This window comes from Pantoea sp. JKS000250 (assembly GCF_003201065.1).
GTDB classification, from domain to species: Bacteria; Pseudomonadota; Gammaproteobacteria; order Enterobacterales; family Enterobacteriaceae; genus Pantoea; species Pantoea vagans.
Genome location: NZ_QICZ01000001.1, coordinates 233,381 through 251,905, shown reverse-complemented (window position 1 = coordinate 251,905; position 18,525 = coordinate 233,381). Strand labels below are relative to the sequence as shown.

16 protein-coding genes are annotated in these 18,525 nt (G+C 57.8%); 9 read left to right on the top strand and 7 right to left on the bottom strand.

All coding sequences use genetic code 11. The annotated features are described in order from the left end of the window. Positions 1-83 precede the first annotated feature (83 nt). Entirely contained in the window at positions 84-782 is a 699-nt protein-coding gene (bioD, locus tag BY447_RS01360; protein ID WP_110330310.1) for a dethiobiotin synthase, read from the top strand. A gap of 180 nt (positions 783-962) precedes the next feature. Continuing rightward, positions 963-2,339, top strand: a complete 1,377-nt coding sequence (locus BY447_RS01355) for a nucleobase:cation symporter-2 family protein (RefSeq protein ID WP_110330309.1) — start codon at positions 963-965, stop codon at positions 2,337-2,339. Positions 2,340-2,870: 531 nt separating this feature from the next. Here BY447_RS01355 and osmV read toward each other — a convergent pair. Genes osmV through BY447_RS01330 form a run of 4 tightly spaced genes read right to left on the bottom strand, consistent with a single transcriptional unit; the run spans position 2,871 to position 6,309 of the window. Continuing rightward, positions 2,871-4,007 carry an osmoprotectant ABC transporter ATP-binding protein OsmV gene (gene osmV, locus BY447_RS01345; RefSeq protein ID WP_095707175.1) on the bottom strand — a complete coding sequence of 379 codons (1,137 nt, stop codon included), beginning with the start codon at positions 4,005-4,007 and terminating at the stop codon, positions 2,871-2,873. Beyond that, positions 4,007-4,654 carry an osmoprotectant ABC transporter permease OsmW gene (gene osmW, locus BY447_RS01340; protein ID WP_010244802.1) on the bottom strand — a complete coding sequence of 216 codons (648 nt, stop codon included), beginning with the start codon at positions 4,652-4,654 and terminating at the stop codon, positions 4,007-4,009. Before osmW ends, osmV begins: the two co-directional genes overlap by 1 nt. Before the next feature lie 9 nt (positions 4,655-4,663). Next, positions 4,664-5,575, bottom strand: coding sequence for a glycine betaine ABC transporter substrate-binding protein (locus tag BY447_RS01335; protein WP_110330307.1), 912 nt, complete (start codon positions 5,573-5,575; stop codon positions 4,664-4,666). A gap of 17 nt (positions 5,576-5,592) precedes the next feature. Then, the gene (locus BY447_RS01330) at positions 5,593-6,309 is read right to left on the bottom strand and encodes an ABC transporter permease (protein ID WP_013357908.1); all 717 of its coding nucleotides are present in this window, start codon (positions 6,307-6,309) and stop codon (positions 5,593-5,595) included. A gap of 392 nt (positions 6,310-6,701) precedes the next feature. On the opposite strand from BY447_RS01330, the gene BY447_RS01325 reads away from it, so the two are divergent. Then, positions 6,702-8,168 (top strand): MDR family MFS transporter, encoded by a 1,467-nt coding sequence (locus BY447_RS01325; protein ID WP_110330306.1) that lies wholly within the window; start codon positions 6,702-6,704, stop codon positions 8,166-8,168. Positions 8,169-8,207: 39 nt separating this feature from the next. Here the strand turns inward: BY447_RS01325 and BY447_RS01320 are convergent, their stop codons facing one another. Next, entirely contained in the window at positions 8,208-8,504 is a 297-nt protein-coding gene (locus BY447_RS01320) for a DUF1161 domain-containing protein (protein WP_013357905.1), read from the bottom strand. A gap of 45 nt (positions 8,505-8,549) precedes the next feature. Then, complete coding sequence (locus BY447_RS01315) at positions 8,550-8,873, bottom strand: DUF1283 family protein (protein WP_013357904.1); 324 nt, start codon at positions 8,871-8,873, stop codon at positions 8,550-8,552. A gap of 133 nt (positions 8,874-9,006) precedes the next feature. Here BY447_RS01315 and BY447_RS01310 point away from each other — a divergent pair, with 133 nt between their 5' ends. Further along, positions 9,007-9,333 (top strand): YnfA family protein, encoded by a 327-nt coding sequence (locus tag BY447_RS01310; RefSeq protein WP_110331895.1) that lies wholly within the window; start codon positions 9,007-9,009, stop codon positions 9,331-9,333. A 31-nt stretch (positions 9,334-9,364) separates the two neighbouring features. Here BY447_RS01310 and ydfG read toward each other — a convergent pair whose 3' ends face one another. Continuing rightward, positions 9,365-10,111: a bifunctional NADP-dependent 3-hydroxy acid dehydrogenase/3-hydroxypropionate dehydrogenase YdfG gene (gene ydfG, locus BY447_RS01305; RefSeq protein ID WP_033733008.1), complete on the bottom strand. Its 747-nt coding sequence runs from the start codon at positions 10,109-10,111 to the stop codon at positions 9,365-9,367. Between the two features lie 402 nt (positions 10,112-10,513). Here ydfG and guaD point away from each other — a divergent pair, with 402 nt between their 5' ends. Genes guaD through dcp form a run of 5 tightly spaced genes read left to right on the top strand, consistent with a single transcriptional unit; the run spans position 10,514 to position 18,503 of the window. After that, positions 10,514-11,842: a guanine deaminase gene (gene guaD / locus BY447_RS01300; protein ID WP_110330305.1), complete on the top strand. Its 1,329-nt coding sequence runs from the start codon at positions 10,514-10,516 to the stop codon at positions 11,840-11,842. Further along, on the top strand, positions 11,839-13,281 hold the full coding sequence (xdhA, locus tag BY447_RS01295) for a xanthine dehydrogenase small subunit (protein WP_110330304.1): 1,443 nt from the start codon (positions 11,839-11,841) through the stop codon (positions 13,279-13,281). The genes guaD and xdhA overlap by 4 nt, the downstream gene beginning before the upstream one ends. Continuing rightward, entirely contained in the window at positions 13,271-15,637 is a 2,367-nt protein-coding gene (xdhB, locus tag BY447_RS01290) for a xanthine dehydrogenase molybdopterin binding subunit (protein ID WP_110330303.1), read from the top strand. Before xdhA ends, xdhB begins: the two co-directional genes overlap by 11 nt. Continuing rightward, the gene (gene xdhC, locus BY447_RS01285; RefSeq protein WP_110330302.1) at positions 15,624-16,400 is read left to right on the top strand and encodes a xanthine dehydrogenase accessory protein XdhC; all 777 of its coding nucleotides are present in this window, start codon (positions 15,624-15,626) and stop codon (positions 16,398-16,400) included. Before xdhB ends, xdhC begins: the two co-directional genes overlap by 14 nt. 60 nt (positions 16,401-16,460) lie before the next feature. Further along, positions 16,461-18,503 (top strand): peptidyl-dipeptidase Dcp, encoded by a 2,043-nt coding sequence (dcp, locus tag BY447_RS01280; protein WP_110330301.1) that lies wholly within the window; start codon positions 16,461-16,463, stop codon positions 18,501-18,503. Positions 18,504-18,525: the final 22 nt, after the last annotated feature.

The window sequence follows — 18,525 nt, the reverse complement described above, 5'->3', positions numbered from 1 at the left end:
TTCTCATCCTTCATTCCTTAAAATGCCGTTTCGCAGCAAGGTTAATCACCGATTAACCGCAACGGTTCGAGAGGAGAAGTTGTGTGAACAGATTATTTGTTACCGGCACCGACACCGCAGTGGGCAAAACGGTGGTGTCCCGCGCGCTGTTACAAAGTTTTATCCAGACCGGACAGAAGGCTGTGGGCTACAAGCCCGTCGCGCGCTGTGCCATTAAAACCGCTGATGGCCTGCGTAACAAAGATGCACAGGTTCTGCAAAGTTCGTCATCTATCGACTTACCCTATCTGGCGATCAATCCGCTGGCTTTCCAGGAAGAGGAAATCTGCACACATCCGGGGCAGATTATCGATTACGGATTGCTGACCCGGGGATTAACCAGCCTGACGCAGCAGGCCGATCGCGTGGTGGTTGAGGGCACAGGCGGCTGGCGCAGCCTGATGAATGACGGACGTCCACTCTCCTGTTGGGTCGTTGAGCAGCAGCTTCCGGTGGTGCTGGTGGTCGGCATCCAGTCGGGTTGTATCAGTCATGCTCTGCTGACGGCAGAGGCGATAGCGCGGGATGGACTGCCACTGGTGGGCTGGGTTGCGAATCGCATCAATCCGGGACTGGCACAATACAGCGACATTATTGAAGTGCTGCAGGAAAAAATTGCTGCGCCACTGCTGGGCGAACTGCCTTATCTGCCACGCGCTGAACAGCGCGATCTCACGTCCTGGGTCGATATTTCACTGCTGGAAAAGGATGCTTTGCACGCTGTGAGTGCAAAGATCGCCTGATTATGAAACAAAACAAATCAACTGAGTCCGGGGTGAGCCTAAAGTTTCAGGCTCATCCCGGGCTGTCTGCAACTATTTCTGTTTAAATTTGAAAGACCTGGATCGACTGTCGCGAAACCCTGACGTCATGGCGCAGAAAATGCATTAACTCCGCTTATCACACAGAGCCGGAGCACCACCATGTCGCATTCGCACGAGAAAGGTTTGTTATATGGGCTTGAAGCCCGCATTGGCCCCGTCCCGGCGTTCTTCGCCGCGCTGCAACATCTGCTGGCCAGCGTGGTGGGCATTATCACACCACCGCTGATTATTGGCTCGGTTCTGGGATTGCAGGCCTATATTCCTTATCTGATTAGCATGTCCCTGTTCGTCTCCGGTTTAGGCACGTTTATGCAGGCCCGACGTTTTTATGGCGTTGGCGCGGGCATGATCTGTCTGCAGGGAACCAGTTTTGCATTTCTGGGCGTGATCCTCTCCGGTGGCCTGATGGTAAAGGGGCGCGGCGGCTCGCCGGAAGAGATTATGGCGATGCTGTTTGGCTGCAATCTGGTCGCGGCGCTGATCCCGGTTCTGATTAGTCGCTGCGTTGGCACGCTGCGCAAAGTGCTGACGCCGGTGGTGACCGGTACGGTCATTACCCTGATAGGCATCAGCCTGATTAAAGTCAGCATTACAGACTGGGCGGGTGGTCACAACGCCACAGATTTTGGCTCACCGGGGAATCTGGCGCTGGGCGCACTGACGCTGCTGGTGATCGTGGCGCTGAACCGCTCGCGTAACCGCTGGGCGCGACTGGTGGCGGTGGTGGCTGGCATCGCGGTGGGATGTATTGCAGCAGCCTTAACCGGTCATCTGCAACTCAGGGCCGCGCCGGAGAGCAGCTGGCTGGTGCTGCCTGCTTTCTTCCGGTTTGGTTTCGCCTTTAACTGGACCATTTTTCTGCCGATTGCGCTGGTGTCTGTGATTGCGGTGATTGAAGCGGTCGGGGATCTCACCGCTAACTGCCTGATTTCACAACAGCCGATTACCGGCAAACCTTTTCAGCAGCGGTTGCAGGGCGGCATTGTTGCCGACGGCCTGAGCTGCGTGCTGGCCGCGGTCTTTTCTGCCTTTCCTAACACCACGTTTGCGCAGAACAATGGCGTGATCCAGATGACCGGCGTTGCCAGTCGTTATGTCGGTATGCTGCTGGGGATTATGCTGGCGCTGCTGGGGCTCTTTCCCTATGTCGGGTCGCTGTTGCAGCAGATCCCGCCGCCCGTGCTGGGCGGGGCGACAGTGGTGATGTTTGGCAGTGTAGTCGCTGCCGGTATCCGGGTGATGACGCAGACGCCGCTGGGCCGCCGCGAGATGCTGATTGTCGCGATCTCATTTGGGATTGGACTGGGTGTGGAAGCCGTGCCGGAGGTACTAAAGCAGTTCCCGCCGCTGATTAACAATTTATTTGGTCACGCGGTGACGACCGGCGGCATTCTGGCGATTGTGCTCAATCTGGTGCTGCCAGATGAGGCACCTGCGGTGGACGAGGTTGAAGCGGAAACGCTGACTGGAAGTTAAAAGCAGATAATCAGGAAGTTTAGAAACACAGAAGGATCAATGTATTTCTTACAGACAACACAGAAATTAAAGCGATGGAAGCATACGCGTGTAGCAAAGCATCGCGGGCCAGGGATGGTTCGCGCTGAGCCCGCCAGGGATGGCGGGTTTTGCGTCTTTGCGGAGGGCGTATGCTCCCTGAGCCATTACCTGAAACACCAGAAAGAATGGTCCGATGCAGCCAGTAAACTGATTCGCTATAAGAGCGAGCCTGCTCAGGGAACAGGGTCAGATCGGAAAGTCGCAAAAGCCGCCATCCCTGGCACGCTCGGCCCGCGCGATTACGCACCTCATCCATGAGGTGCGCCCGTAACCGGGCCAACGCGTTGCGTTGTTCAAAAACGCTCCCGGCGTTTTTGTCCATGCCGCGGGACGCTTTTCTCTTCTGACCCAGTTCCCTGCGCATTAAGCTTTTGTATTGCTGTCAGTTTCACCCAGATTAGGGTTTCTCTGCGATTAAAAGGGCCATGGCGGCCCTTTCGTCTGACTGGACTATGGATTCAGACGACGACGGGTACGACCCGAGCTGAGGTAATCCGCGATATAATCCTGCGAAATCTCCCCGCTGTAGCGCCCCTCTTCATCGACAATCGGCATCCAGACCGTGTTGTGCTCGTAGAGTTTCGACAACACCACTCGCAGGTTCTCTTCGGCTTTACCCGTGACCTTAAAGGTGTGCAGCTTCTCTTCACAACGGCCGCTGACGTTACGTGCTTCACGCCGCTTCACGAAGCCCAGCGGTTTGCCATCCTCATCGACCACGGTAATCGACCGCATATCGTTGTCATCCATGGTGCCAAAGGCTTCTTCCAGCGGCGTCGAGCGGCGCACGGTGATAGTCGGCTGCTGATCGGTCACGTCACCCGCCTGCACCAGTAGCAGGCGCTTAAGGGTGCGGTCCTGACCGACAAACGAGCCGACAAACTCATTGGCCGGGGTAGCCAGCAACTCATCCGGGCTGGCGCACTGCACGATTTTACCCTGACCAAATACTGCGATGCGATCGCCGAGCTTCAGCGCCTCATCAATGTCGTGGCTCACCAGCATTACGGTTTTCTTCAGCTGACGCTGCATGTCCAGAAACTCGTTCTGAATCACTTCACGGTTAATTGGGTCGACAGCACCGAACGGCTCATCCATCAGCAATACCGGTGGATCCGCAGCCAGCGCACGAATCACGCCGATACGCTGCTGCTGACCGCCGGACATCTCACGCGGATAGCGGTGCAGGAACTTTTTAGGGTCCAGCGCAACCATGCTCATTAACTCTGTAGCGCGCTCATGACACTGCTTCTTATTCCAGCCCAGCATGCGCGGCACGACGGTAATGTTCTCCTCGATGGTCATGTTGGGAAACAGACCAATCTGCTGGATCACATAGCCAATGTTGCGGCGCAGGGTGGTTGTGTCCTGCGTACTGGTGTCTTCGCCATTAATCAGGATCCGGCCACTGGTGGCCGGAATAAGGCGGTTAATCATCTTCAGCGTGGTGGTTTTACCGCAGCCCGATGGACCCAGCAGCACGCACATCTCACCGGCTGGCACATGCAGGCTGACATTATCGACGGCTTTATTGGTGGTGCCGTTTTTCTGAGTAAAGGTTTTCGTCAGGTTTTCCAGCGTAATCATTATCGAATCCCCTTTGGAGTCAGCGCCTGCTGCAAACGGTGCAGCAGCCAGTCAAGAAAAATAGCCAGCAGGCAAATCATCAATGCGCCGGCAATTAACATACGAATATCACTGCCGCTGATGCCATCCAGCAGCAGCTGGCCCAGACCGCCCGCGCCAATCACGGCGGCAATCGCCATCACGCCAACGTTCATCACCACGGCGGTTCGGATGCCGCCGAAAATCACCGGCAGCGCCATCGGGATTTCAACCCACCGCAGACGCTGCCAGAAGGTCATGCCGATGCCGCGACCGGCCTCACGCAAACCGTCCGGCAGATTCTCCAGCGCGGTATGCGTGTTGCGGACAATCGGCAGCAGCGAGTAGAGAAACACGGCGGTAATCGCTGGCAGCGCGCCGATGCCCTGACCGATCAGCGAAAACAGCGGGATCATCAGACCAAACAGCGCAATGGTCGGAATAGTCAGTACTACGGTGGCGATACCAAGAATTGGTGTAGCCAGCCATCTGACGCGCACGATCAGAATGCCCAGCGGCACGCCAATCACAATGGCCAGACCGACTGCAACCAGCACCAGCCAGCTGTGCTGCCAGCTCAGGGTGAGCAGGGTGCTCCAGTTATCCATGATGTAGTGAAGGGTATCCACAGTGCCTCCTTACAGCATGTTTTTGGATTGAAGGAAATCACGTGCCACTTTTTCCGGTGACTCATGGTCGATATCGACCCGCTTGTTCAGCTCGGTAATCGCCTCATTGGTGATCTGTGCAGAGAGCTGATTAAGGGCACTATCCAGCCCTGGATGGCTCGCCAGCACATCCTGACGTACGACCGGCGTCACGTTATAGCTTGGGAAGAAGTGTTTATCATCCTCCAGCACTTTCAGATTAAAGCCTTTAACCCGGCCATCGGTGGTGTAGATCAGACCGGCATCCACAAATCCGTCACGAATAGCGTTATAAACCAGACCCGGGTCCATCTGACGGATCTGCGGGCGATCCAGCGCCAGGTTGTAAGTCTTCTGCAGCGGTTTCAGACCGTCTGAACGACCTGCGAATTCCAGATCCAGCCCCAACCGCCAGTTGTGGTCCGGGTCCGACTGACGAACCTGTTCCACTTTCGCGACCAGCTGTGACATCGTATTGATGCCCTCTTTTTTGGCCCGCTCCTGAGTCATGGCAAAGGCGTAGGTGTTGTTCATCGGCGCCGGGTTCAGCCAGACCAGTCCCAGTTTTCCGTCCAGCTGTTTCACCGTCTCATACGCCTGCTGTGAAGACATCGGCTGGCTGATGTGGTTGAAGATAATCAGTGACGTACCGGTATACTCCCAGACCATATCAATCTGCTTATTCAGCAGCGCGTTACGGCCAATGGTGGTGGCGATATTGCGTTTAGGGACTACCTCAAAACCTTTCTTTTGCAGCCAGAGTACCGTCATGGCTGACAGGATATGCTGCTCGGTAAAACTCTTGGTTGCCATTACCAGCGGGGCAGCCGCCTGTGCCGTCTGGCTGAGCAGCAGCGTCGCGGTCAGCGCGACAGCGCTTTTCTTAATCCACTTCGTTAGCATTGCAAAGCTCCTTGTGGTCAGGCCGCAGCGTGCGGACTCAGAAAGCGGCCCAGCGCGGCCAGCATCATATCCAGAACCAGTGCCACCAGCGCAGTCGCAACGGCACCCAGAATCAGGGTCGGGAAGTCATTCAGATAGATACCCGGGAAGATCAGCTCGCCAAAACTGCTGGCACCAATCAGGAAGGCCAGTGGCGCGGTGCCAACGTTGATAGCGGTGGCGATACGCACGCCAGAGAGGATCACCGGCATCGCGTTGGGCAGCTCAACCTGACGCAGACGTTGCCATTTGGTCATGCCGATGCCGTTGGCGGCCTCAATCAGCGACGGAGGAACCGCGCTCAGACCCGAGAAGGTATTGCGGACGATGGGCAGCAGCGACGCCAGAAACAGCGCAATCAGCGCCGGACGGTCGCCAATGCCGATAATAACCATCGCCAGTGCCAGCACCGCGAGCGGTGGCAGGGTGTTACCGACATTGAAAATCTGCATCACATACTCGGCCCAGCGACGCGCAAACGGGCGACTAAGCAGGATGCCGCTGGGAATACCGACCAGCAGGGCGAACAGCATTGACCAGAAAACTAAGAAAAGGTGTTGTTGCCCGAGATAAAGCAGATCGACTTTACGTGCGACCAGCTGATCCCAGCCTAAGCCCCAGATCAGCACCGCGATCACCGCGACCACTGCAAGCAGCGCCAGACCGGCGCGTCGGGCCAGTGAAGCATTTTGCATAGGAGAATCTCCCTGATAACGATCTCAATTGTTATAACAACCATAAACAGCCCGACAGGTACGGCAAAAACTGCCGCCGCGCCCAATACCGAAACTGCGATAAAATGTAGATAAAATGACTGTTTATCCACTCTTTTTCAGTGAATACCGAATAAGATGGTGTAATGCTATAGCAGGCCTTTTTTGTACAAGCCAGCTTTTAAGCCCGAAATCAGGCAGATAGAAACAGGTTAAAAGCGTGTTAAAGCCGCGTAGCCGCTGGGCTAATGCGACAATAAAAAAAATTCATCGACTTTATGTTACACCGTCACTGACGGCGCAGAAAATGCGCACGCGTGGGAAACTGCACTGGCTGTTTTTCAGCTAGCCTTGCAGATTAAAAAAGGAACCCTATGACTGACAGCGCACAACTCCGGACCGGACATCGCCACTGGATCTTACTCGCCTGCATGCTGGCGATGTTTATGGCGGCCATTGAAGTCACGATTGTGGCCACCGCGATGCCGACAATCATTGCAGACCTTGGCGGCTTTTCGCAGTTTGGCTGGGTCTTCTCCATCTATCTGCTGACGCAGGCGGTCAGCGTGCCGCTCTATGGGCGGCTGGCGGATATGGTGGGGCGCAAAACGATGTTTTTCGTCGGCACCTCGATTTTCCTGGTGGGATCGGTGCTTTGTGGCTTTGCCCATACCATGACCTGGCTGATTCTTTTCCGGGCCTTTCAGGGCCTTGGCGCGGGTGCCATCATGCCACTCAGCTCCACCATCGTGGCCGACATCTATTCGCCGCGTGAACGCGCCAGCGTGCAGGGCTGGCTCTCCAGTGTCTGGGGTGTGGCGGCGATAGTAGGGCCGCTGACCGGCGCCTGGCTGGTGCAGCACTTTAGCTGGTCGGTGATTTTCTGGGTCAATCTGCCGATTGGCCTGATCAGCATGCTGATGCTGGCGCGCTGGTTACCGGCGCATCAGAAAGAGGAGTCATCGCAGCCGCTGAACCTGGCGGGCAGTAGCTGGCTGATGCTTTGCGTGACGGCCCTGTTGATTGCACTGTTGCAGGCGGAACAGCTGGGCCTCTGGCTGGTGCCGTTCCTGCTTTTCTCTCTGTTCGCGGGCTGGCAGCTCAAGCGTCACGAGCAGCGTGCTGCGGCACCGTTGTTTCCGCTGGTGATCTGGCGCAGCCGGCTAATTGTGGCAGGCAATGCGGGTAACCTGATTATCGGGGCGGCGATGATGGGCATCAGCGCGTTTCTGCCCACCTGGATTCAGGGGATCAGCGGCGGCTCACCGTTACAGGCGGGCAGTGTGCTGGCAATGATGTCGATTGGCTGGCCGCTGGCCAGCACGCTGAGTGGCAGATTGATGCTGCACACCTCCTACCGCTTTACTGCCCAGCTTGGCGCGCTGCTGCTGGTCGCCGGCAGCGCCCTGTTGCTGTTCCTGCAGCCCGCCAGCTCCCTCTATCAGGCGGGCTTCACGGCGTTTTTGATTGGCACCGGCATGGGGATGACCAGCACCACCTTCCTGGTCTCTGTGCAGAACCAGGCGGATTACCAGATCCGGGGCATCTGTACCGCCTCTATTATGTTCAGCCGGATGATGGGTTCGGCGGTAGGGACGGCGATTATGGGGGCGGTGTTGAATCTTAATCTGCAGTGGCGTCTGCCGCAGGTGCAGGATCCGGTGCAGCAGATTATGTCCGAGCCCAGCCGCCAGCAGTTACAGCCGGAAAACCTGCAGCAGATGGTCGCAGCGATAGCCGCATCCCTGCATTGGGTATTCGTGGTAGCCCTGGTGATTGCTCTGTTTGCGGTGGGAGTGGCATGGATGATGCCGCGTCAGCGGCCGGAACAGGCGGAATAACGGGCAGGGCGACAGGATGTCGCCCTGGTTTGGTGCTCACTACTGTGCTGGCGCGTCCTGAGAACTGCCGGCACTGGCTGGGACGCTGGCTTCATCGTCACGGCCTGTACGCTTGTAAACAATCTTTTGTGTGTCGTTTTCACAATGTCCAACGACCTGACCGCCCGCCTGATCGACCTGATCGTTGGCAACGATATCGAGACTAAAACCCGATTCAGGTACGCCGTTCTGAATAATCTTCTGGCTGATATCGGCTTTTACCGATTCGCAGGATGCCTGCGCCATCAGCGGCAGAGCAAATAACGCCGCGCTTAACAAAACCCTCTGTAGCTTCATCACGTCTTCCTTATGTTAGTCGTCCGTCATTACTATAGCTCAAATTTACGGCGCTACCGGGCGACCTGAACGGCGATCAAGACAACGCAGGGTGTTAGGTTCCCAGTACGCGTTGAGATTGAGGCTCTGCTCGCACTTGTCGCGGGTGTCAAAGGCGCGATCGGTTTTATCAAACTCTTTTTCGACGCGGGTGTTCACTTTGTTGCGCAGCATACGCGTGTCATTCCATTGCTCTTTGTCCTGACGCGCTGCTTCATTGCTCAGCGCAGAACTGCCATCTTCAATGATCAGACGATTAGTATTCGCAGTAGCAGTCAACGCCGCTGTGGAGAGCAGCACCATCAGCACGGCAGGGATCATTTTTTTCATCACAATTTCCTTTAGTTAACGCAAACATCGCCATCCGGGACGGCTGTTGCAGCGAGTACTCATAGTATATCATCGCCGTTTCTTTGCTCACCAGCGGTGAGTCGTTTGTTTACGTTCAGGAGAGGTAAGAGTGCTGATTAAGACCGCCTTGCTTTTTTTTATTACCGCGCTGGCGGAGATCACCGGCTGCTTTCTGCCGTGGCTATGGCTGAAAAAAGGGGGATCGGTGTGGCTGTTACTGCCCGCCGCGGCGAGTCTGGCGCTGTTTGTCTGGCTGCTGACGCTGCATCCTGCCGCCAGTGGACGGGTCTATGCCGCTTATGGCGGTGTCTATGTGCTGACCGCACTGCTCTGGTTACGGGTGGTGGATGGCGTGAAGTTAAGTGCGTGGGACTGGAGCGGTGCATTGATTGCCTTCAGCGGCATGCTGATCATCGTGCTGGGCTGGGGACGCGGCTAGCGCCAGCCGTGATGGCTGGCGCGGCAGAGGCTTAGGGCTTATGCACTTTCAGGCCCGCCAGCGTCTGGCTGACCGGCATCATTTCCAGGCTATTGATATTGACATGCTTAGGCAGTGTGGCGACCCACCAGACCGCTTCAGTCACATCTTCCGGCGTCAGGGCGGTAGCGCCCTCATAGACCTGACCGGCTTTGTCATCATCGCCTTTAAAGCGCACGTTGGAAAATTCGGTACCACCAACCAGACCCGGCTCAATGTCGGTCACACGCAGCGCGGTGCCGTGCAGATCGGTACGCAGGTTCAGGCTGAACTGACGCACAAAGGCTTTGGTCGCCCCATAAACGTTGCCACCGGCATACGGCCAGCTGCCGGCAATGGAACCGATGTTGATGATATGACCCACATCCCGCTCCACCATCTGTGGCAGCAGGGCGCGGGTCATATAGACCAGCCCCTTGGTGTTGGTGTCGATCATATTTTCCCAGTCTTCCACGTTAGCCTTGTGCGCAGGCTCAATGCCCAGCGCCAGACCGGCGTTGTTAACCAGCACGTCGATATTGCGCCATTCGGCCGGTAACTGTGCCACTGCCTCTTCAATAGCGGCACGGTTACGCACATCCAGCTGCACGGTATAGAGGCTGTCGCCCAGCTCATCCTTCAGCGCTTTCAGACGTTCCGCGCGGCGTCCGGTGGCGATCACTTTATGACCGTTCTCAATAAAGCGGCGGGTGATGCTTTCACCAAAACCAGCGGTCGCGCCGGTGACAAAAATAATCATCTCACTGTTCCTTATGCCATTTTCAGAGTCGATGGCTTCACCATAGCATTTCATTTCTGCTTCTGCGCGTTGAAAAGCAGGCTGGCCTGTAAACGGATTTTAACGGGTATTCCGCTGCGCCTTTTCAGGGCAGCCTGCACCGTAAAAGGGCAGATTGTCGGGCGGCAGGCCATACTCAGGTTAACCTGTCTGCGCGATATCGAATCGCAACCGTTTGCATCGGCTCCGCAAACGGTTGCGACTCTGCGGGAGGCCACTTTTGTTGCGCAACGCGCCCTTTTTTTTGTTAATTTACTGATATTTAAGGTTTTTATTTCATTCCAGATCTGGCACGCAGGTTGCAGGGTTTTTGACAGAGATTCCTCTGCAGATAATCAATCGCGCTTTCAGAAAGGACATACCATGCTATCAGCAACCGATACGGCGATACGCGCCAGCTTCTTTGACTTCACTGGCGTGGTGGATCATCCCGACGATTTGACCGGAAAGGCTCGCTATCTGGAGGATGGCGTGCTGCTGCTGCGTGACGGACACGTAATTGGGCTGGATAGCTGGGAGATCAGCGAGGCGAAGCTGGCAGGTCATCCCGTGACCGATCTGCGTGGCAAGCTGATTGTGCCGGGCTTTGTCGATACCCATATTCACTATCCGCAGACGGAGATGATTGGTGCCTTTGGCGAACAGCTGCTGGAGTGGCTGAATCACTACACTTTCCCGGTTGAAGCGCAGTATCACTGCCCGGATCACGCGGCAAAGATGTCCGCCTTTTTCCTGCATCAGCTGCTCTCCAACGGCACCACCAGCGCGCTGGTGTTTGGCACCGTGCATCCGCAATCCGTCGACGCGCTGTTCAGCGCCGCCGAAGCCTTGAACATGCGGCTGATTGCCGGCAAAGTGATGATGGATCGCAATGCGCCCGACAATCTCATCGAAACCCCGGAACAGAGCTACCAGCAGACGCGGGCGCTGATTGAGCGCTGGCACAAACGTGGACGGCTGAATTATGCGCTGACGCCGCGCTTTGCGCCGACCTCATCCCCGCAGCTGCTGGAAAAAGTGCAGCAGCTGCGTCAGGCATTCCCGGATACCTGGCTGCACACCCATCTCAGCGAAAACCCGCAGGAGGTTGCCTGGGTGAAAGAACTGTTCCCGGAGCGCGAGGGTTATCTGGATGTTTATCATCATCACCAGCTGACCGGTCGCCGCAGCGTCTTTGCGCACTGCCTGCATCTGGAAGAGCAGGAGTGGCAGTGTCTGCACGATACCGATTCCTCCATTGCCTTCTGTCCCACCTCAAACCTGTTCCTCGGCAGCGGCCTGTTTAACATCAAACGCAGCTGGCAGCAGGGTGTGAAAGTGGGGATCGGCACCGATGTCGGCGCAGGCACCACTTTTAATATGCTGCAGACCTTGGGCGAAGCCTACAAGGTGGGCCAGCTGCAGCACTACCGGCTTAGCGCCGCCGAAGCCTTTTATCACGCCACGCTGGGCGGGGCGCGGGCGCTGGATCTCGACCATGAAATCGGTAATTTCAGCGTCGGCAAAGAGGCGGACTTTGTGGTGCTCGATCCGGCAGTCTCTGCGCTGCAGCAACTCCGCATCGGCAACAGCAAAGATATCTGGGAAAAGCTGTTCATATTAATGACGCTGGGCGACGACCGCAACATTGCCCAGACCTGGGTCGGCGGTCGTCCGGTCTGGCAGCGCGATGCACAGGAGCAAGCCGCATGATCCAGTTTCTGTTAAACAATCAGCTGGTCAGCGAAGACGCGCTCGACCCGAATCTCACCGTGCTTAACTATCTTCGCACCCGTCAGCATCGGCCTGGCACCAAAGAGGGATGTGCCTCCGGCGACTGCGGTGCCTGCAGCGTCACGCTGGGCAAAGCTGTTGAGGGAGAGATGCAGTATGAAACGGTCAACAGCTGCCTGACGCTGGTCTCCGCCTTACAGGGCAAGCAGCTGATCACGGTTGAGGATCTGCGTCACGGTCGCGCACTGCATCCGGCGCAGCAGGCGATGGTTGACTGCCACGGTTCACAATGCGGGTTCTGTACGCCAGGCTTTGTGATGTCGCTGTTCAGCCTGCAAAAAAAGGCAGCGGGCTGGGATCGGCATCAGGCGGAAACCGCGCTGGCGGGCAACCTCTGCCGCTGCACCGGCTACCGGCCAATCATGGCAGCCGCAGAACAGCTCTGCTCGCAGCCGGTCAATGATCAGTTCGATCACAGTGCTGCCAGCACCGTACAGCGGCTCGAGGCGCTGGCCACCCCGGAGATGCAGGAAATAGGCGATAAGGGGCATCGCTGCTTTCTGCCCAAAACCCCGTCCCAGCTGGCGGCAATCTATCAGGCGCATCCCGACGCGAAGCTGATTGCCGGTGGCACCGATCTCAGCCTGCAGATCACCCAGCAGCATAAAAAAATTCCGCTGCTGATTGCGCTGGAGCAGGTTGCCGCGCTCAAAGTCTGCAGCGAATTTGATGACCATTACCTGTTGGGTGCGGGCGCCTCGCTGCAGCAGGTCAGCGAGTTTCTTGCCAGCCGCATTCCCGGCGTCAGCGAGATGCTGCAGCGCTTTGCTTCGCTGCAAATCCGCCTGCAGGGGACACTCGGCGGCAACATTGGTAACGCCTCTCCGATAGGCGACGCCTCGCCGGTGCTGCTGGCCCTCAATGCCAGCTTGCTGCTGCAATGCGGAGAGCAGCAGCGCAGCCTGCCGCTTGACCAGTTCTTTACCGGCTATCGCCAGACGCAGCTGGAAAAAGGGGAGTTTATCCGCGCGATTCGAATCGATAAAGTGACGGTGTCACCTGATTTCGTGGCATGGAAAGTCTCGAAGCGGCTGGATGATGATATCTCTGCCGTGTTCGCTGCCTTTAACCTGCAAATGGAACAGGGCATTGTCAGTTCCGCCCATATCGCTTTTGGCGGCATGGCGGCCACACCGCAGCGCGCCCGGCACTGTGAAGCGGCACTGGCCGGTCAGCCGCTGAATGCCGTGACGGTGTCACGGGCAGCCGCCGCGCTGGAAGAAGATTTCCAGCCGCTTTCTGATTTTCGCGCCAGCAGTGACTACCGCCTTCAGGTGGCACGCAATCTGCTCCGCCGCTACTGGCATCGCCATAACGGCGAAATAACCTGTCTTGAGGTCTCCCGCTATGTCTCATAACCGTCCTGAACTCAACGAAGAGGTGATCAAGGCGCAGTATGCCGCGGATTTACAGAGCGGCGTGGGTCGCAGTCACCGTCATGAGAGCGCGGAAAAACATGTCTCCGGCGAGGCGCGTTTTATCGACGACAAGCCGGAACTGCCGGGTCTGCTGCACCTCTGTCCGCGCCTGAGTGAACATGCGCATGCGCGCATCCTGCGCATAGATGTGCAGCCCTGTTATGCCGTGCCTGGCGTTGTCAGCGTCTTAACCTGGCAGGATGTGCCGGGCATTAATGATGTTGGCCCGCTGGAGCCGGGCGATCCGCTGCTGGCCCATGACAAAGTGGAGTATCTGGGGCAGATCGTGATCGCCGTGGCGGCGGAATCGCCGGACGCTGCACGTCTTGGCGCGGCCGCGGCGGTGATTGAGTATGAGGTGCTGGAACCGCTGCTGGATGTGGAGCAGGCGCTGGCGCAGGGGAGCTTTGTGCAGGAACCGCACATCCACCAGCGCGGTGACGTGGACGCGGCACTGGCGCGTGCGCCGCATCGGGTCAGCGGATCGTTTCATATCGGCGGGCAGGAGCATTTCTATCTGGAAACCCAGACGGCGATGGTCATTCCTGGCGAAGATCAGCAGTTGCAGGTTTTCTCCTCGACTCAGAACCCCACCGAAGTGCAGAAGCTGGTGGCAGAAGTGATGGGCATCAGCCTGAATCAGGTAACAATAGATATGCGCCGGATGGGCGGCGGTTTTGGCGGTAAAGAGACGCAGGCAGCAGGGGTTGCCTGCCTCTGTGCTATCGTGGCGCGCCAGACCGGGCGGGCGGCGAAGATGCGACTTTCACGCCGTGACGATATGCGCGTGACCGGCAAACGCCATCCGTTCTTTGTGCGCTACGACGCAGGCGTGGAAGAGGACGGGCGTCTGTGCGGCATCAGAATCGATCTGGCCGGTAACTGCGGCTATTCGCTGGATCTGAGCGGATCCATTGTCGATCGTGCCATGTTCCACGCCGATAACGCTTATTATCTCGGCGATGCGCGGGTAACCGGCTACCGCTGCCGCACCAACACGGCCTCAAATACCGCCTATCGCGGTTTTGGCGGGCCGCAGGGCATGGTGGCGATTGAACAGATCATGGATCATATCGCCCGAGACCGTGGACTGGACCCGCTGGCGCTGCGCAAGCGCAACTATTACGGTAAGCAGGATCGCAACATCACCCATTACCACCAGCAGGTAGAGGACAATCTGCTGGATGAGATCACTGAACAGCTGGAGCTGAGCAGCGACTATCAGACGCGCCGCGCGGAAATCACAGCGTTTAACGCCCGCAGTCCGCTGCTGAAACGCGGTCTGGCGCTGACGCCGGTGAAATTTGGCATCTCCTTTACCTCCAGCTTCCTCAATCAGGCGGGCGCGCTGATCCTGATCTACACCGATGGCACGGTGCAGCTTAACCACGGCGGCACCGAAATGGGTCAGGGCCTCAACACCAAGGTGATTCAGATTGTCGCCGAAGTGCTGCAGATTGAGACCGATAAAATCCAGATCACCCCCACAGACACCGGCAAAGTGCCCAACACCTCGCCGACGGCGGCCTCCAGCGGCGCTGATCTGAACGGTAAAGCGGCGCAGAATGCCGCGGAAATCCTGCGGGACCGCATGACCGCCATGCTCTGTAAGCTGCATCAGTGCGATGCGTCAGCGGTGAGCTTCCGCAACGGCGTGGTGCGGGCTGGTGAAAAGCATTACACCTTTGCCGAAGTAGCGAAGCTGGCCTGGCTCAATCAGGTGCCGCTCTCCGCCACCGGCTACTACCGCGTGCCGGGCATTCATTATGACCGGCTGGCCGGGCGCGGTACCCCGTTCTATTACTACGCCTTTGGGGCAGCCTGCTGCGAGGTGGTGATCGATACCTTAACTGGCGAATCCCGCCTGCTGCGCGCCGATATCCTGCATGACGTCGGCGCCTCGCTGAACCCGGCCATCGACATCGGCCAGGTTGAAGGGGGCTTTGTCCAGGGCGTCGGCTGGCTCACCTGCGAAGAGCTGGTGTGGAGTGACAAAGGGCAACTGCTGACCGATGGTCCGGCGAGCTACAAAATTCCTGCCATCAGCGATGTCCCGGCTGATCTGCGGGTGACGCTGGTGGAGAACCGCAAAAATCCCAAAGACACGGTGTTCCACTCCAAAGCCGTGGGCGAACCGCCGTTTATGTTAGGGATAGCCGCCTGGTGCGCGCTGCAGGATGCGGTCGCCAGCGTTGACGGTTACCGTCAGCACCCCGGGCTTGATGCGCCTGCTACGCCGGAGCGGATCTTCTGGGGCGTGCAGCGCCTGACGGGAGCTATTGATGATCTATCATGACTGGATCGGGGTCCTGCATCAGCTACGTGAAAAACGCCAGAGCTGTGTATTAATTACCGTGATCAGTGAGCATGGTTCAGTGCCGCGTGACAGCGGCAGCAAAATGGTTGTCACGCAGCAGGAGAGCTTTCTCACGATCGGGGGCGGTCATCTGGAGTTTGCGTGCATCGCTCAGGCCAGAGCGATGCTGCAAAGTGGAGCCACTGCGCCACACACCGAGGATTACAGTCTCGGTGCGCGGCTCGGACAGTGCTGTGGCGGCAAAACCACGCTGCTGTTTGAGCCGCTGCTACAGGCGCAGCCGGAAATTTATCTGTTTGGCGCGGGCCACGTCGGGCAGGCCCTGGTGAATCTGTTGGCGACGTTACCCTGTCACATAAACTGGATCGACAGCCGTCCGGATCAGTTCAGCCACGTTCCGGCTGGCGTGGTCACACTGCAGCCGGACGACCCGCTCGACTGTGTGGCCCAGGCGCCTGAGGGCAGCTACTTCATCATTATGACCCATCATCATCCGCTCGACTTTGAACTGTGCGAAGCGGTGCTGAAACGCGGCGACTTTCGCTATGCCGGCGTCATCGGTTCAGCGACGAAAAATCAGCGTTTCCGCTACCGGCTGGCGGGCAAGGGTGTGGCCAGCGAGCCGCTGGCGCGCCTGCGCTGCCCGATTGGTCTGCCGGACGTTAAAGGCAAGCTGCCCGCCGAGATTGCGGTGGCCATTGCCGGTGAAATCATCAGCGTGTATCAGCAGCAAATCGCCTGAGTTGCGCTTTCGCGGCAACCTGTCAGGATAAGACTTTGCGATGCCCATCAGGAGCGAACCATGAACGCCCGTCAGAATCCCTTCTTTAGCGTCAGCACACTGCCTTACCAGGCGCCTCCCTTTGACCAGATTGAGGAGCAGGATTTCCTGCCCGCGCTGCAGGCGGGCATTGAAGAGAAGCGTCAGGACGTTGAGGCGATCGCCCTGAACAGCGAAGCGCCCACCTTTCTCAACACCTTTGAGGCGCTGGAGAAGAGCGGACAGCTCCTCAATCGGGTGAATCTGGTCTTCAGCGCCATGACCTCGGCCCATACCAGCCCTTATCTGCAGCAGGTAGATGAGGAGATTGCGCCGCAGCTTACTGCGCTCAACGACGACATCATGCTGAACCGCCCGCTGTTTTCACGGCTCGATGCGGTTTATCTGCAGCGCGCCAAACTGGATGCCGAATCAAAACGGCTGGTTGAGGTGATCTGGCAGCGCTTCCAGCTGGCGGGCGCCAATCTCCCGGAGGCACAGAAGCAGCAGCTTAAAGCCCTGAATCAGGAAGCGGCGCGCCTCAGTACCCGTTTCACCAATAAACTGCTGGCCGCCACCAAAGCGGGCGGACTGGTCGTTAATGATCTGCAACAGCTGGCGGGACTGTCACCGGCCGACCTGGCAGTGGCCCAGGCGGAAGCGCAGGCGCGCGGACTGGAAAAAAGCTGGCTGCTGGTGTTGCAGAACACCACGCAGCAACCGGCGCTGCAGAGCCTGGCCGATCGCGCAACCCGGGAAGCGCTGTATAAAGCGGGCGTGACGCGCACGGAAAAAGGCGATGAGAACGATACCCGTGAGCTGGTATTACGGCTGGCGCAGGTCAGGGCAGAGCAGGCCCGGCTGCTGGGTTTTACCAGCTATGCCGAGTGGAAGCTGCAGGATCAGATGGCGAAAACCCCCGATGCGGCGCTGGCCTTTATGCGCAACATCGTGCCTGCCGCGCGCGCCCGTGCGGAACGTGAAGCGGCGGCCATTCAGCAGACCATCGATCAGCAGCAGGGCGATTTTACTCTGCAGGCATGGGACTGGCGTTTTTATGCCGAACAGGTACGGCGTGCCCGCTACGATCTCGATGAGAGCCAGATTAAACCTTACTTTGAGCTGAACTCGGTGCTCCGGAATGGCGTCTTCTGGGCGGCGACGCAGCTTTACGGCATCCGCTTTACACCGCGCCAGGATCTGCCGGTTTATCATCCCGACGTGCAGGTGTATGAGATTTTCGATGCCGACGACACGCCGCTGGCGCTGTTTTATACCGACTTCTTCAAGCGCGACAGTAAAGGCGGCGGTGCCTGGATGAGTAACTTCGTCAACCAGTCAACGCTGCTCGACAGCAAACCGGTGATCTACAACGTCTGTAACTACACCAAACCGCCCGCCGGAGAACCGGCGCTGCTGAGCTGGGACGACGTTATCACGATGTTTCATGAGTTCGGCCACACGCTGCACGGCCTGTTTGCCAGCCAGCGCTACCCGAGCCTGTCGGGCACGGAAACCCCGCGCGATTTCGTTGAGTTTCCTTCGCAGATCAATGAGCACTGGGCCAGCGAGCCCGCGGTGTTCCGCAACTACGCCCGGCACTATCAGACTCAGGCGTTAATGCCTGCTGAGCTGCATGAAAAGATCGTCCGGGCCGCGACGTTCAACAAAGGCTATGAGATGAGCGAGCTGCTGGCTGCCGCGCTGCTGGACCTGCACTGGCATAGCCTTAACCGTGATGCCGCGCCGCAAAGCGTGGAAGGGTTTGAGCAGCAGGCGTTGCAGAGCGACAATATCGCGCTGACGGCGGTGCCACCGCGCTATCGGTCCAGCTATTTTCAGCACATCTGGGGCGGAGGCTATGCCGCAGGGTATTACGCCTATATCTGGACGCAGATGCTCGCCGACGATGGCTATCAGTGGTTTGCGGAGCATGGCGGACTGACGCGTGAGAACGGTGAAATCTTCCGACAGAAGATTCTGTCACGTGGCAACAGCAGCGATCTCAAAGCGCTGTATGAAAGCTGGCGGGGCGCAGCGCCTCAGCTGGAGCCGATGCTGAAAAATCGCGGTCTGGCGGATTAATAATAAAAGGGCTGTCGCGGTG

What these genes read in the sequence shown, in the direction of transcription:
- BY447_RS01355 (WP_110330309.1), top strand. Translation starts at nt 963, where the DNA reads ATGTCGCATTCGCACGAGAAAGGTTTGTTATATGGGCTTGAAGCCCGC.
- osmV (WP_095707175.1), bottom strand. Translation starts at nt 4,007, where the DNA reads ATGATTACGCTGGAAAACCTGACGAAAACCTTTACTCAGAAAAACGGC.
- BY447_RS01335 (WP_110330307.1), bottom strand. Translation starts at nt 5,575, where the DNA reads ATGCTAACGAAGTGGATTAAGAAAAGCGCTGTCGCGCTGACCGCGACG.
- BY447_RS01330 (WP_013357908.1), bottom strand. Translation starts at nt 6,309, where the DNA reads ATGCAAAATGCTTCACTGGCCCGACGCGCCGGTCTGGCGCTGCTTGCA.
- BY447_RS01325 (WP_110330306.1), top strand. Translation starts at nt 6,702, where the DNA reads ATGACTGACAGCGCACAACTCCGGACCGGACATCGCCACTGGATCTTA.
- BY447_RS01320 (WP_013357905.1), bottom strand. Translation starts at nt 8,504, where the DNA reads ATGAAGCTACAGAGGGTTTTGTTAAGCGCGGCGTTATTTGCTCTGCCG.
- BY447_RS01315 (WP_013357904.1), bottom strand. Translation starts at nt 8,873, where the DNA reads ATGAAAAAAATGATCCCTGCCGTGCTGATGGTGCTGCTCTCCACAGCG.
- ydfG (WP_033733008.1), bottom strand. Translation starts at nt 10,111, where the DNA reads ATGATTATTTTTGTCACCGGCGCGACCGCTGGTTTTGGTGAAAGCATC.
- guaD (WP_110330305.1), top strand. Translation starts at nt 10,514, where the DNA reads ATGCTATCAGCAACCGATACGGCGATACGCGCCAGCTTCTTTGACTTC.
- xdhA (WP_110330304.1), top strand. Translation starts at nt 11,839, where the DNA reads ATGATCCAGTTTCTGTTAAACAATCAGCTGGTCAGCGAAGACGCGCTC.
- xdhB (WP_110330303.1), top strand. Translation starts at nt 13,271, where the DNA reads ATGTCTCATAACCGTCCTGAACTCAACGAAGAGGTGATCAAGGCGCAG.
- xdhC (WP_110330302.1), top strand. Translation starts at nt 15,624, where the DNA reads ATGATCTATCATGACTGGATCGGGGTCCTGCATCAGCTACGTGAAAAA.
- dcp (WP_110330301.1), top strand. Translation starts at nt 16,461, where the DNA reads ATGAACGCCCGTCAGAATCCCTTCTTTAGCGTCAGCACACTGCCTTAC.